Raw genomic sequence first — 14,422 nt, forward strand, 5'->3', positions numbered from 1 at the left:
GCGCCGACCCTCACTCGTGGAGCATGGGCACCGATGTCTGCTCCTCTCGCCCGAGCAGCACACCGCGCGTGAGCGCGGAGGTGCCGAACCGGCGCTGCACTCCGTCGAGCGCCTCGTCCAGGGCCGTCCGGTCTATGGTCGGATGCTCGTCCTCCGGCGTCTCGAACGGCAGCTCGAGCTGCATCGCGGCGCCGTCCTCGAGATTCGACACCGCCACGCCGACAAGGGTGAGGCCCTGCATCGTGATGGTCGACATCGATGCGCCCAGCAGCGATCGGGCCGCGGTGAGCACGACGTGGGTGTCGGCCGTCGCACGGCTCAGCGTCGTGGATCGCGTCGCTCGCGTGAAGTCGTCGAAACGCAGGCGCAGCGTGATCGTGCGACCTGCCCGGTGACCCTTCCGCATGCGGTGAGTGACACGGTCGACCAGTCCGACGAGGGCTGCGTCGATGTCCGCCGGGGTCTTGTGACGACGCCCCAGAGCATGTTGGGCACCCACCGACCGCCGGCTCGTGCCGGTGCTCACCCGGCGCGCGTCGACACCGTTCGACAGGGCGTGCAGGTGCCGACCCGCGGCCGATCCGAGGACGGCGGCCAGCGCGCCCTCGCGGTGCGCGGCGAGGTCACCGATGGTGCGGATGCCCTGCGCGTGCAGCTTGTCGGCGGTGATCCTGCCGACGCCCCACATGCGCTCCACCGGAAGCGGATGCAGGAACTCGAGCTCACGATCCGGCGGAACCTCCAGCAGGCCGTCGGGCTTGGCGACGGCACTGGCGATCTTGGCGAGGAACTTGGTACGCGCCACCCCGACGGTGATGGGGAGACCGACGTCCTCCGCCACCGTGCGACGCAGGTCCCGAGCGATGTCCGACGGCGATCCGGACAGCCGCGCCAACCCGGTGACGTCGAGGAAGGCCTCGTCGATGGAGATGCCCTCGACCAGCGGGGTGACGTTCTCGAACACCTCGAAGACGTCCTTGCTCGCCTGCGAGTAGGCGGCCATCCGGGGCGGCACCACCACCGCCTGCGGGCACAGAGCGCGCGCCTGCCGGCCACCCATGGCCGTCTTCACGCCGAAGGCCTTGGCCTCGTAGCTCGCCGCCAGAACCACACCACCGCCGACGATGACGGGTCGCCCGCGCAGCGACGGGTCGTCCCGCTGCTCCACCGAGGAGTAGAAGGAGTCGAGGTCCGCATGCAGGATCGTGGCCTCGCCCGTGCGTTCCCGTGCGCGTTCCGCCGTCATTCGTAGATCCCTTCCACGAACCATCGTCCGCCGTCGTGCAGGACCAGCAGGGCACGGGTGTCCTCCAGCAGCACCTGCGCCCGTGCCACCTGGCGGGCCGTGGAGGTGGCGCCGAGATCCCACCACCGCTCGTCCGCCGCCCACGGTCCCGCCCAGCCGTGCAGCACCCAGCTCCGCGATCCCCAGTCGACCCGGCCGGGCACGCGATCGAACATGCCGCGCTCGGTGACCTGCACCGCCACTCCCGACTCGTCGGTCACGGCGATCTCCGGACGCGTCGGCATCAGCGCCGAGGGCGACGGGGACGGCAACCGGCCGGGCCACGGAGCGGAGGGATCAGCATCGGGCACCGGCTCGTCGCCCCACGGCAGCATCGTCACGCGCTCACCCGGCCCCCGACCACCGCTGAGCACACCCACCTGGACGGCGTCGCCGCCCAGCAGACCCTGCACCCGCACCAGGGCACGGCGGGCCCGCTCGTCCTCGTCGCCGACTCCGCCCCACAGTCCCAGCTGCAGCGCACCCGCCGACACCACCTCCACCGGCTCGAGACGCAGCAGGACGATGCCGGCGGTCGGCTTGTTCTCACTGCGGCCGGTGAGCCAGCCGTCGAGCTGCCATCGCACGCGATCCGCGGTGCCCTCGGGAGTGAGCGGTTCCGCGCATCGCCACGTGCGGGAGAGGTGTTCACCGTTGGCCGTGGTGGCCTGCACCAGCAACCGGGTGCAGGCCACGGCCGCGGCCGACAGCGTCACGTGCAGTCTCTCGGCCAGGGCGCGACCCGCGAACGCCGCCGCGTCGACGCGATCGATCGGAGGGTCGCAGCGGTACTCGACCTCGAGATCGGGAGGAAGCACGCGCGCCGAGGGCGGCCGCTCCGGCTCACCTCGCGCGCTGCGGTGCGCGAGGACCGCGTCGGTGCCGAAGCGGGAGGCCACGTCCACCGGTGACAGTGCCCCGAAGTCCCCCACCGTGCGCAGACCCAGCCGCACCAGCAGATCCACCAGGTCCACCCGCTCCGGCGCCGCGAGAGACGGTTCCGCCGACAGCTCGGCCACCGGGAGCGGAGCCAGGAACTGCGCGCCGCTCCCCCGCGGCACGATCGCGCCGTGCCGAGCCGCGACGACGGCCGTCGACACCTCGTCGGCGATCCCCACCTGGCACTCGACACCGACCGCCGCGACGGTGTCCACCAGCCGCTCCGCCGCGGCCTCCTCCGAACCGAAGTACCGCGCCGCACCGCGCGCCGACAGCAGCAACAGGCCGGGCCGCAGCACCTCGATACCGGGCACCACCTCGTCCACCGCCGAGGCGACCGGCTCGAACAGTCGCGCGTCACGATCCGGATCCGCCCGCGCCACATACAGTTCCGGACAGCGGGCCTGCGACTCACGGCGTCGGCCGCCGCGACGGACCCCCTCGGCGCGTGCCGTCGCGGAGCAGGCGACGACACGATTGGCGGAGACCACCGCCACCGGCGACGAGGCCGGGATCTCCGCCGCGGCGGCAGCGGCCACGGCCGGCCAGTCGGGGCACCACAGAGCCAGCACCCGGCTCCGACGGTCGGTGCTCACGACGGCAGCGCTTCCAGCACCGGATCCTGATGCGACACGGCGGAGTCGGCCGATCCCCACTCGACCCCGTCGCCCGTGGACGTCAGGGTCAACCGGCCGGTCCGCGGCCGGACGGCACGGCCCTGCACCTCGACGCCCAGATGCACGGCGCGCACCCGGCCGTGACCCGTACGGGCCCCCGAGCCGAGCCCGCCGTACCCGCGGATGCGGGCGTCCAACCGGAGTTCGGCGCCGTCCCAGCGTCCGTCGGTGACGATCAGCGTGGCGCCCTTGTTGCGCGCCCGAGCGACCACCGCCCGCGCTCGCGACGGCGGCACCGACATGCCGCCCAGCCCCAGCACCACCAGATCGATGCCGTCGAGCAGCACGGCGGCGACCTCCACCGGGTCCGGCCCGGGATCCGGGACCAGCGCCACCCGCTGCAGATGCGCCCCCATCTCCGACGCCGCCAACAGTCCCAGCCGCGGCAGACCGATGACGGCGGCGTGCCGTCCCGATCCGGTGACCGACGCCAGGATCCCGAGGAGCAACGATCCGGCGCCGGACACCGAGACCACCGTGCCGCGGGCCAACCCACCCTCGGGGAGCAGCGCCGACAACGCCTCCGGGACCGGGAGAACCGGGCGGACCCGGGCCGGCGCGGGATCCGGGGCAGGCGCGGTGGCCGTGAGGGTGACCGGTGCGGCAGGAGCGGGGGCATCGGCCACACGCGCAGGTGAGGACCGGATACGACGCCGCAGGAACTCGATCCGCTCGGTGCGGGACAGCCCTTCGAGGCCTTCGAGATCAACGGAAACAGGCATACTCACTCCCCGGTCGGGACGGTCGAGACTGCGTTGGAGACCCGGGGGAAGACCGAGAATTCGAACATACTTTCGAACGCTCACATCAGTAAAGCCGCTGCCCGTTCGAACGTCAAGACGCCCGGAAACGTCCTGGTGACAGCCCTGCCCGGCACTCGATCGGCTCGTCCGATAACCTCGAACACCGTGACTGATCACCAGCAGCCCAGCGGAGCGGTGGCCGGCTCGGGGCGCACGCGACCGGTCATCGGACCCGACTACCTCCTCGCCGGTCGCTACCGACTCGACTCCAAGCTCGGCGGCGGCGGAATGGGCGCGGTGTGGCTCGCGAGCGACACGTTGCTCAGCCGCAAGGTGGCCGTCAAACAGGCCACCTCGACCGTGGACCTCACCCCCGAGGCCGCCCGCGAGATCCGCGAACGCGCCATGCGCGAGGGGCGGATGGCGGCCCAGCTGAACAACCCGCACGCCATCGCCATGCACGACGTCGCACTCGACAGCGGCGAGCCCTGGCTCATCATGGAGTACCTCCCCGCCCGCAGCCTCGCGATGGCCCTCAACATCGCCGAGTCGCTGCCCCCGGACGAGGTCATCCAGATCGGTGCCCAGATCGCCGACGCCCTCACCGCCGCCCACGCCGCCGGCATCGTGCACCGCGACATCAAGCCGGGCAACATCCTGGTCGCCGATCGCGGCAGCGCGCTGGGCATGGTCAAGATCAGCGACTTCGGCATCTCGCGCGCCAAGACGGACACGCACGAGGAGAACAGCGCCGTCATCACCGGCACCCCCGCGTACTTCGCACCCGAGGTGGCGCGCGGCGCGGACCCCACCGAGGCCAGCGACGTCTTCTCGCTCGGCGCCACGCTGTACACCGCGACCGAGGGACAACCACCCTTCGGCATCGACGCCGACTCCATCGCCCTGCTGCACCGCGTCGCCGGGGGGCGCATCATCCCGCCGCGCAAGAGCGGACCGATGACGGCCACGTTGCTGCACATGCTCGAACCCGACCCTGCGCGCCGCCCCACCATGGCCGAGGTCCGCACCCGCTTCGTCACCCTCGCCGTGGGCAAGAACGGCAACGCCGGATCGGTGATCAACCACCCGCTGCGCGCGGCCGACGGTCAGGTCCCGTTCTGGGCGCTGCGCGGCTCCCGAGTCCCGGGCACCTCCCGGCGAGGCGAACGCATCCACGGCCGCACCATGACGGGGCTCCCGGCAGCGGACACCGCCACCCCTCTGGATCGGGTTCCGCGTCCGACGGCGGCGTCCACCACGCCGGCACCCGGGCCGGCTCCGCGCCCGACGTACTCCCCGCCCGCGTTCGAGACGAAGGAACCCAAGTCCTTCAGCGCCCCCGCCGGGCTGCCGCTCTACCTCGCGATCGGCGGCGCGGTGCTGCTCCTGCTCATCGTCCTGCTCCTGGTGCTCTGACCCGCTCCCGACCCCGGCGAATACGGCCGTACTGTCGCGAACATCCACCACAGGACGACAGTTCGGACGTACTCGCGAGATCGAGGTGGGTCAGGGGACGTCGACGGTCGCGACGAGCCCCCGGTGATCCGATCCCACGATGTCGACGGGCTCGAGGGAGCGCACCTGCGCGTCCCGCACCACGACGTGGTCGATCCCGACCACCGGTGGGTACCACGTGTCCATCGGGTAGGTCGGGATGACCCCGGCACCGACAGCGTCCGCCGCGTCCACGTATCCGCCGGTGAGCAGATCGCGGAACCGCTTGTGAGCGTGCGTGGAATTGAAGTCACCACCGATGATCACCGCTCCCGGCGACGCCTGCGCCAACTCCTCACCGAGCATGTCGAGCTCCGACGCCCACACCGGGGTGGGTGTCGGCCAGGGCGGCACCGGATGCACCGCGTAGACCCGGAGGGGCTGCGCCGCACCGACATCGAGATCCGCCGTCACGCTTGCGAGCAGGTAACCGGGCAGTTCCCGGCCGTTCGACAGCGGGAACCGGCTGTAGATCGCGGCGCCCGCGCCGCCCTGATACGGCGCCACGAACCGGTAGGGCAACGCGGCGGAGAGCCCGGCCGCGTCGAACGCCCCCACCGACTCCTCGGTGAGCTCCTGCACGGTCAGGACGTCGATGCGGCGCTCCCGCACCGACGCCACCAGTGCCTGCGGATCCGCCTCTCCCAGCTTGACGTTCGCCTGCATCACGCGCAGCGACTCACCGGGGGCGGCATCGGCGACTCCCGCGGCGCCCGGTACGTACAGCGGCACCACGACCACTGCGGCCAGCCCCAGGAGAACGGCCGACGCCGCGGCGATCCACCACCGCCGCGCGAGCAGGCACACCAGGACTCCGACGACGGTCACGCACAACAGGATCGGCGCCGCGGAGGCGGGACCCACGACCACCATGCTGCTGGTCTCGAGCATCGACGAGACGACGGCCACCAGGCCCGCGGCCACCCCACCGAGACCGACGACGACGGCCGCGACCGCACGGGCCCTCATTCGATGCGCCGTCGGTGTGCCCAGCGGGTGAGGGCGTTCCTGTTGGACTGCTGCGTCTTCCGCAACACGTTCGAGGCATGGGTCTCGACGGTCTTGATCGAGATGAAGAGCGTCTCGGCGATCTCGCGGTAGGTGTAGCCGCGGGCGAGCAGACGCAGCACCTCCATCTCGCGCGGCGTCAGGGAGTCGAGCTCCGGATCGAGCGGCGGTTCCGGTGCCGCCGAGCGACCGGTGAACGAGTCGAGGACGAACCCCGCCAACCGCGGTCCGAACACGGCGTCACCGCCCGCGACGCGGCGCACCGCGTCGGCGAGATCGGACCCCGAGATGGTCTTGGTGACGTAACCCCGAGCACCGGCGCGGATCACGGCGATGACGTCCTCGGCGGCGTCGGACACGCTGAGCGCCAGGCACACCGGGCCCGCCGCGATGGACTGCAGAACGGCGACCCCACCGCCGTCGGGCATGTGCACGTCGAGCAGGACGACGTCGGGACGGATCTCGTCGATACCGCGGACCGCGTCCGCGACGCCCCCGGCCTCACCGACCACCTCGATGTCGGTCTCGCGCCCCAGTTCCGCGCGCACCCCCGACCGGAACACTCCGTGATCGTCGACCAGGAAGACTCGCAGGGTCACGCGGACCGTTCCTCTCTCGCGGTGTCGGGCACGGAGTCCGCGTGCCCGGTGGTACCCGTGCCGCGCACCCGCGGCACACAGATGTGGATCTCGGAACCCTGCCCGGGTGCGGACCGCACCCGCACCGAGCCGCCGCGGCGTTCGATGCGTGCCCGCACACTGCGCGCCAGGCCCTGTCGATCCTGCGGCACGCTGTCCGGATCGAATCCGCACCCGCGGTCGCGGACGAAGACCTCGACGGTGTCGCAGCCCGCCTCGGCGTACAGGTCGAGGGAGGTCACCCCGGAGTGCTTGGCGGCGTTGACGAGTGCCTCGCGCGTGGCTCCGAGCAGAGCAGTGGCGACCTCACGGTTCAACCCCGAACTCTCGACCGGCTCGTCCAGAGCCACGTCGCCCACGGTCACGGGATCCACGGTCACACCGTAGTGGTCCTCGACCTCACCGGCGATGGTGGCCAACGCGCGGACGAGAGACGCGTGGTCGTCCCGGTCTCCCCCGAACAGCCACTTGCGCAGCTCTCGTTCCTGACTGCGCGCGAGGCGCATCACCTCGGCGGAGTCGGTGGACTGCTTCTGGATCAGGGCGAGGGTCTGCAGCACGGAGTCGTGCAGGTGCGACGCGATCTCCTCGCGTTCGTCGTTCCGGATGCGTGCCGCGCGCTCGTCACCGAGGGCGCGCCACAACCGCATCCAGAGCGGGACGGTGAGCAGTACCGCCCCGACCAGCGTCACGACGACGGCGAGCAGGGACGACTGCAGCGCCCGCACGTCCACTCGGGCGACGAGCACGACACAGAGCCCGATGATCACGAGCGTGACTCCGGCGACGATGCGCGCCCACCCGAGTACCGACGTGCGTGCGTGCCGAGGCCGGGTGTCCGCCGTCCGGGTCCCGGCCGCGTCGAACTCCCGCCACACCAGCGCGGCGCCGAGCGCGACGACGACGACAGGGGCGATGATCGTGGACGAGCTGCCCGTCAGCCCCGACCCCAGCGCGACGGCGCCGCCGATCCCGAGGGCGATCAGCCCGTACGCGCGACGTTTCTCCGAGCGGTCCGGCCTGCGGACGTCGGTACCCGCGGAGGTGAAGATCCACAGCAGTCCGTAGGCGACGGCACCGGCGCCGGCCGCGGCGCACAGCACCGCGAAGACGACCCGCACCCGGAACACGTCGACGTCCAAGTGATCGGCGACACCGCCCGCGACACCGCCGACGACACGTCCGGCGGCACGGCGACGGAGCGCCGGCGTCGGCAACGGCGGACGGCCGGGGGGCTCCCGCGTGTGCGGAGGCTGTGCGGGCAGGGTGGACACGCCTCGATACTGGCACGGCTCACGGCTCCGCGGTATCGGGGTTCTCCCCCATCTCGGTCGAGTCGCACGACGCGTGGACACCGGCGAAATCAGGGTTCGCCCCGATGTGCCGGGACGCCTCGGCAGCCCAGGATGTATCCATGACCCACGCCACCGCGTCCGCCCAGCTGTCCGAGATCTGGCGAACCCGACCCGTGCGCCTGCCCGATCAGGGCCCCGGTGCCGGTGTCGCCGCCGGAATCGGGCACCGCTTCCGCGTCGACCCCGTTCTCGTCCGTGTCGCGTTCGCCGTCTCCACCCTGTTCGGTGGATCCGGCCTGGTCCTGTATCTCGCTGCCTGGCTGGTGCTTCCGCGCCGCGGCGACGTCGTGTCGCCGGCGGAGTCGCTGCTCGGCCGCGGCCGCACGTCGGACTCCCACACGACGGCCGTGGTGCTGTCCGTCGCTCTCGTCATCTCGGTCCTCACGGTCGGACCACTCGGAATGGGATCGGGGCTGGTGTCCACGATCGCCATGCTGGGGGCCCTGTACCTGCTGTTCCGTCGGACTCCGAACGCGCCGACACCGGCCGAGCTCGCCGGCGCTCCCCTCTCCGCGCACGATCCGACCGCACAGCAGTGGAACGCCTACTCGACGCTCCCCGACCAGTACGTTCCGGAACCCGCCGCCCACCCTGCGCCCGTCTCGTTGTCGAAGGACGACCCGGACACACCGTCCACTCCGCCGCCGCCGAGCTGGGATCCTCTGGGAGTCGCCCCGTTCGCCTGGGACCTCCCCGAACCGGGTCGGCCCGTTCTCCCGGTCCCCGCACCGACGCGGAAGTCGCACCTGACGTCCACGGTGATCGGCCTCGCCATCATCGCCTCCGCCGTGACCATCGGCATCGGCGCCGCCACGGGCGCCGCCGTCGTGACCGCTCCCCGTGTCGGCGCGGTGGCGCTGACCGTCGTCGGCATCGGACTGATCATCGGCGCGTTCCTGCGGCGCGGCTACGGCTTGCTCGTTCTCGCGGCCCCGCTCGCCGGGTTCGTCCTCGTGTCGTCCCTGGTCGACGTGCAGGACCTGCGCGGTGTCGAGTCGCCGAACATGGGCAACGTGACGATCGCGCCCACGTCGATGGCCGCGCTGGCGCCCGCGTACGAGTCCGGTGTGGGGAACTTCGTCCTCGACCTGCGCGGGCTCGACCTCACCGAGGACCGCACCGTGACCGTGGAGAAGGCCGTCGGCAACACCGAGATCCTGCTGTCACCGACCATGAACGTCGTCACCGACTGCAGTAGCGCCGTCGGCAACGCGAACTGCATCGGCGCCGGCGGGGTCGACGGCGGATCCGACGGGACGGCAGGACCGACCCTGACCATCGAGGCCAGCACTGCGCTGGGAAATCTGGAGGTGCACCGTGACCGATGAGACCGGACACGACACGAGCGGTACCGATCGCCGCGGACCCTCACCGGTCCTGCTGATCGCCGGTGTGGCGGCACTGCTGCTGGCGATCCCGACGCTCGTCGGCGCGGACCCCACCGCGATCGTCGCCGGCGCCGCGTCGGGCTGGACCCTGGTGATCGCCGCGATCGTCGTCGGCGTGGTCCTCGTCCTGGCACCCGTCAGGCGACGGAAGTCCCGCTCGCAGTAGGGCTCTCGCCGTTCGACCGCAGGCGGTCCGCCGCCGGGCTCACTCCCATTCGATGGTGCCCGGCGGCTTGCTCGTCACGTCGAGCACCACCCGGTTCACCTCGCGCACCTCGTTGGTGACCCGGGTGGAGATCCGTTCGAGCACGTCGTACGGCAGCCGGGTCCAGTCCGCGGTCATCGCGTCCTCGCTCGACACCGGACGCAGGACGATGGGATGGCCGTAGGTCCGGCCGTCGCCCTGCACACCCACACTGCGGACGTCGGCGAGCAGCACCACGGGGCACTGCCAGATCTGGGAGTCCAGACCCGCCATCGTCAGCTCCTCGCGGGCGATGGCGTCGGCGTGGCGCAGCGTCGCCAGGCGATCGGGCGTCACGGATCCGATGATGCGGATGGCCAGGCCCGGGCCGGGGAACGGTTGCCGCGCCACGATCTCCTCGGGCAGGCCGAGCTCCCGGCCGACGGCGCGGACCTCGTCCTTGAACAGCAGCCTGAGCGGCTCCACGAGCGAGAACTGCAGATCCTCGGGCAGACCGCCGACGTTGTGATGGCTCTTGATGTTGGCGGTACCGCTGCCGCCGCCGGACTCGACCACGTCCGGGTAGAGCGTGCCCTGGACGAGGAAGTCGATCGACTCCCCGTGCGCCGCACTGTCACCCAGTTCCGCGCTCACCGCACCCTCGAACGATCGGATGAACTCGCGGCCGATGATCTTGCGCTTGGTCTCCGGATCCGAGACGCCGTCGAGCTCGCGCAGGAAGGTGTCCACGGCGTCCACCGTCACCAACCGGGCGCCGGTGGCGGCGACGAAGTCCTGCTGGACCTGCTCGCGCTCTCCCGCTCGCAGCAGTCCGTGATCGACGAACACACACGTCAGGCGGTCACCGATCGCGCGCTGCACCAACGCCGCGGCGACCGCCGAGTCGACACCGCCGGAGAGACCGCAGATGGCCCGGCCGTCGCCCACCTGCTCGCGCACCTGCTCGACCAGCGCGTCCGCGATGTTCGCCGCCGTCCACGTCGGCGCGATGCCGGCGATGTCGTGCAGGAAACGGGACAGCACCTGCTGACCGTGCGGGGAGTGCAGGACCTCCGGGTGATACTGCACCCCGGCGAGGCGTCGCGCCCGGTTCTCGAAGCCGGCGACGGGGGCGCCGGCACTGGTCGCCACGACCTCGAAGCCCTCGGGAGCTTCGGTGACGGCGTCGCCGTGACTCATCCACACGGGCTGCGTCGACGGCAGCCCGTCGTGCAGCGTTCCGCCGGAGACGTCGATGTCGGTGCGCCCGTACTCGCGGGTGCCCGTGTGGGTGACGGTGCCTCCCAGCGCGCCCGCCATTGCCTGGAACCCGTAGCAGATACCGAAGACCGGGACGTCCAGGTCGAACAGCGCCGGATCGAGCTGCGGCGCACCTTCGGCGTAGACGCTCGACGGACCACCGGACAGCACGATCGCCGCGGGCTTCTTCGCCGCGATCTCGTCGACCGTCATCGTGTGCGACACGACCTCGGAGAACACCCGTGCCTCACGGACGCGCCGCGCGATCAACTGGGCGTACTGCGCGCCGAAGTCGACGACGAGCACCGGATTCGCGTTCTCGAGGGGCGGGACGGGATCCTGCTGCGGGGAGTCGGTCACGCGCACAGTCTAGAGAGCGCGTCCGCCCTCATGCCGCGCCGGTGCTGCCCGCGTGGCTGGCGACCCGCGTCGAGGACGGCGGCGTACTCGTCGGCGTCCGGATCTCGACGATGGGCAGCACGAGCGCCGCCGGTGCGTGCGCGGGAACCACCGGGCTGCGGGGTGCGATGGGCTCGATGCGCTCGTACGGCAGTCCCTGCGCGGGCCGAAGGTCCTTCTCCCCCTTGTTCGGCCACAGCGACGCGGCCCGCTCGGCCTGCGCGCTGATGGTCAGCGAGGGATTGACGCCCAGGTTGGCGGACACCGACGAGCCGTCGACGATGCTCAGCGTCGGGTAGTTGTGCACGCGGTGGTACGGATCGATGACGCCGTTCTCGACGTCCTCGGAGATGACGCAGCCGCCGAGGAAGTGGGCGGTGAGCGGGATGTTGAAGACTTCTCCCCACGTCCCGCCGGCGATCCCGTCGATCTTCTTCGCGATGCGCCGGGTGGCCTCGTTGCCCATCGGGATCCACGTGGGGTTCGGCTCGCCGTGTCCCTGCCGGCTGCTGACGTGGCGACGCCCGAACGGACCACGCTTGGTGAAGGTGGTGATGGAGTTGTCGAGGTTCTGCATCACCAGCGCGATGATGGTGCGCTCGCTCCAGTGCCGCGTGTTCATCATGCGCAGGAACCGGACGGGGTTCTTGACCACCTCGGCGAGGAACTTGAGCCACCGCGGGGTGCGGCCGCCGCCGTCCGTCATGAGCGTCTGCAGCAGGCCCATCGCGTTGGAGCCCTTGCCGTAGCGGCACGGTTCGATGTGCGTGTCCGCACTGGGGTGGAACGACGACGTGATCGCGACACCGCGGGTGAGGTCGATCGACGGGTCGTAGGTCAGCTTGCCCGCGCCGACGATGGACTCCGAGTTGGTGCGCGTCAGGCGCCCGACCGTGGGCGAGAGGTTCGGCAGTGAACCCGTGTCGCGGAACTTGTGCATGAGCTGCTGGGTGCCCCACGTGCCGGCGGCGAGGACGACGTGCCCCGCGGTGTAGGTGGCACGGCCCTTACGCAGGCGGGCACCGGTCCGCTCGGTGGACACGACCCACGAGCCGTCCGGTCGCGGTGTCAGGTCGGTGACGGTGGTCATCGGCACGATGTCCGCGCCGGCCTTCTCCGCGAGGCCGAGGTAGTTCTTGAGCAGCGTGTTCTTGGCGTTGTGGCGGCAGCCCGTCATGCACTCGCCGCACTCGATGCAGCCGGTGCGGTCCGGGCCCATGCCGCCGAAGTACGGATCGGGCACCGTCTTGCCGGGCTCGTCGCCGAAGAACACGCCGACGGGCGTCTGGATGAAGGTGTGGCCGACGCCCATGTCCTCCGCGACGGACTTCATGACGTGGTCCGCCGGGGTCATGTGCGGGTTCTGCACGACACCGAGCATCTTCTGCGCCTGCTCGTAGAACGGCGTCAGCTCGGAGTGCCAGTCGGTGATGTGCGACCACTGCTGGTCCTGGAAGAACGTCCGCGGCGGCTGGTAGAGCGTGTTGGCGTAGTTCAGCGACCCGCCGCCGACACCGGCGCCGGCGAGGATGAGGCAGTCACGCAGCAGGTGGACGCGCTGGATGCCGAAACAGCCCAGCTTCGGCGCCCAGAGGAACTTCTTCAGGTCCCAGCTGGTCGCCGCGAAGTCGTCGTCCTCGAACCGACGCCCGGCCTCGAGAACGCCGACCGAGTACCCCTTCTCGACGAGCCGCAGCGCCGTGACACTGCCACCGAAGCCGGACCCCACGACGAGGACGTCGTAGTGCGGGGTGGCGCTCGTCGTGGTTGCGTCGCTCATCGAGACCTCCTGATAGACCCGGACGTGATCGGCACCACGATACCGTACGTGTGAATCCGGGTGACAGGAACTGGTCGCGACTATCCGCGGATGTTGAGGCCCACCTTCTGGAACTCCTTGAGATCGGAGTAGCCCGACTTGGCCATCGACCGTCGCAGGCCGCCGACCAGGTCCAGCGAACCGAACGGGTCCGTCGACGGACCGGACAGGACGCGGTCCAGCGACGGACGGTCCTCGCCGAACGACACGGGCAGGAACGCACCGCGCGGCATCGACGGGTGCGCCGCTGCCGACGGCCAGTACCAGCCGCGGCCGGGAGCCTCGTCGGCCAGGGCGAGCGGTGCGCCGAGCACAGCGGCGTCCGCACCGCAGGCGATGGCCTTCGCGAGATGACCCGATGTCGAGATCCCGCCGTCGGCGAGCACGTGCACGTACCGGCCGCCGGTCTCGTCCAGGTAGTCACGACGGGCGGCGGCGGCGTCGGCGATCGCGGTGGCCATCGGGACACCGATACCGAGGACCTCGCCCGTGGTGGTGGCACCCTCGGTGGATCCGTAGCCGACGATGACACCCGCGGCGCCGGTCCGCATCAGGTGCAGGGCGGTGCGGTGGTCGCTCACGCCGCCGGCCACGACGGGAACGTCGAGCTCGGCGATGAACGTCTTCATGTTGAGCGGTTCCTCGCTCGGGTGTCCCACGTGCTCCGCGGAGATGATCGTGCCCTGCACGACCAACAGGTCGATGCCCGCGGCCACCAGTGCCGGAGTCAGCGACCGTGCGTTCTGGGGACTGACGCGCACGGCGACCGTGACACCGGCCTCCCGCACCTGCGCGACGGCGGCGGCCAGCAGATCCGGCTGCAGGGGTGCGGCGTGAAGCTTCTGCAGCATCTTCACCGGCGCGTCCGCGTCGACGTCCGATTCCGCGAGCTCGACGAGCTGATCGATCACCGACTCCACGTCGGCGTGGCGGCTCCACAGGCCCTCACCGTTGATGACGCCGAGGCCACCGCGCTTGCCCAGCTCGATCGCGAACGACGGAGACACCAACGCGTCGGTCGGGTGCGCGACGATCGGGATGTCGAAGCGGTAGGCGTCCAGTTGCCATGCCGTCGACACCTCCTTCGACGACCGGGTACGCCGGGACGGGACGATGTCCACGTCCTCGAGCTCGTACGTCCGTCGAGCCGTGCGGCCCATGCCAATTTCCACCAGGTCGCGCACGCGCGTCCTCTCTCGTAAGCCTCCCGGACCTCGTGGGTCGGGTGGCGCT

At 71.1% G+C, this 14,422-nt stretch carries 12 protein-coding genes; 3 read left to right on the forward strand and 9 right to left on the reverse strand.

Features of this window, described 5'->3' with window-relative positions:
• Positions 1–10: 10 nt before the first annotated feature.
• From dinB to QE449_RS14320, 3 genes are read right to left on the reverse strand one after another with little or no spacing between them, the layout of a single operon-like run.
• A complete protein-coding gene (dinB, locus tag QE449_RS14310) occupies positions 11–1,246 on the reverse strand; it encodes a DNA polymerase IV (RefSeq protein ID WP_307109016.1) in 1,236 nt (411 codons plus the stop codon).
• Positions 1,243–2,820, reverse strand: coding sequence for a DNA polymerase Y family protein (locus tag QE449_RS14315; protein ID WP_027503778.1), 1,578 nt, complete (start codon positions 2,818–2,820; stop codon positions 1,243–1,245). The genes dinB and QE449_RS14315 overlap by 4 nt, the downstream gene beginning before the upstream one ends.
• Positions 2,817–3,623: a hypothetical protein gene (locus tag QE449_RS14320; RefSeq protein ID WP_056442476.1), complete on the reverse strand. Its 807-nt coding sequence runs from the start codon at positions 3,621–3,623 to the stop codon at positions 2,817–2,819. Before QE449_RS14320 ends, QE449_RS14315 begins: the two co-directional genes overlap by 4 nt.
• 186 nt (positions 3,624–3,809) lie before the next feature.
• On the opposite strand from QE449_RS14320, the gene QE449_RS14325 reads away from it, so the two are divergent.
• Positions 3,810–5,060, forward strand: coding sequence for a serine/threonine-protein kinase (locus tag QE449_RS14325; protein WP_231476091.1), 1,251 nt, complete (start codon positions 3,810–3,812; stop codon positions 5,058–5,060).
• A gap of 90 nt (positions 5,061–5,150) precedes the next feature.
• Here QE449_RS14325 and QE449_RS14330 read toward each other — a convergent pair whose 3' ends face one another.
• Genes QE449_RS14330 through QE449_RS14340 form a run of 3 tightly spaced genes read right to left on the reverse strand, consistent with a single transcriptional unit; the run spans position 5,151 to position 8,058 of the window.
• Positions 5,151–6,107 (reverse strand): endonuclease/exonuclease/phosphatase family protein, encoded by a 957-nt coding sequence (locus tag QE449_RS14330; protein WP_307109017.1) that lies wholly within the window; start codon positions 6,105–6,107, stop codon positions 5,151–5,153.
• Entirely contained in the window at positions 6,104–6,739 is a 636-nt protein-coding gene (locus QE449_RS14335) for a response regulator transcription factor (RefSeq protein WP_056442618.1), read from the reverse strand. Before QE449_RS14335 ends, QE449_RS14330 begins: the two co-directional genes overlap by 4 nt.
• A gap of 2 nt (positions 6,740–6,741) precedes the next feature.
• Positions 6,742–8,058 carry a sensor histidine kinase gene (locus QE449_RS14340; RefSeq protein ID WP_373428300.1) on the reverse strand — a complete coding sequence of 439 codons (1,317 nt, stop codon included), beginning with the start codon at positions 8,056–8,058 and terminating at the stop codon, positions 6,742–6,744.
• A 140-nt stretch (positions 8,059–8,198) separates the two neighbouring features.
• On the opposite strand from QE449_RS14340, the gene QE449_RS14345 reads away from it, so the two are divergent.
• Together QE449_RS14345 and QE449_RS14350 are read left to right on the forward strand one after the other, a co-directional pair.
• Positions 8,199–9,467: a PspC domain-containing protein gene (locus QE449_RS14345; RefSeq protein ID WP_307109018.1), complete on the forward strand. Its 1,269-nt coding sequence runs from the start codon at positions 8,199–8,201 to the stop codon at positions 9,465–9,467.
• Positions 9,457–9,693, forward strand: coding sequence for a hypothetical protein (locus tag QE449_RS14350; RefSeq protein ID WP_056442488.1), 237 nt, complete (start codon positions 9,457–9,459; stop codon positions 9,691–9,693). The genes QE449_RS14345 and QE449_RS14350 overlap by 11 nt, the downstream gene beginning before the upstream one ends.
• Positions 9,694–9,732: 39 nt before the next feature.
• Here QE449_RS14350 and guaA read toward each other — a convergent pair whose 3' ends face one another.
• From guaA to QE449_RS14365, 3 genes are all read right to left on the reverse strand, one after another.
• Entirely contained in the window at positions 9,733–11,331 is a 1,599-nt protein-coding gene (guaA, locus tag QE449_RS14355) for a glutamine-hydrolyzing GMP synthase (protein ID WP_056442621.1), read from the reverse strand.
• 28 nt (positions 11,332–11,359) lie between these two features.
• Positions 11,360–13,150, reverse strand: coding sequence for an FAD-dependent oxidoreductase (locus QE449_RS14360; RefSeq protein ID WP_307109019.1), 1,791 nt, complete (start codon positions 13,148–13,150; stop codon positions 11,360–11,362).
• A gap of 80 nt (positions 13,151–13,230) precedes the next feature.
• Positions 13,231–14,373, reverse strand: coding sequence for a GuaB3 family IMP dehydrogenase-related protein (locus QE449_RS14365; protein ID WP_027503786.1), 1,143 nt, complete (start codon positions 14,371–14,373; stop codon positions 13,231–13,233).
• Positions 14,374–14,422 lie beyond the last annotated feature (49 nt).

This window comes from Rhodococcus sp. SORGH_AS_0303 (genome assembly GCF_030819335.1).
GTDB lineage: Bacteria > Actinomycetota > Actinomycetes > Mycobacteriales > Mycobacteriaceae > Rhodococcoides.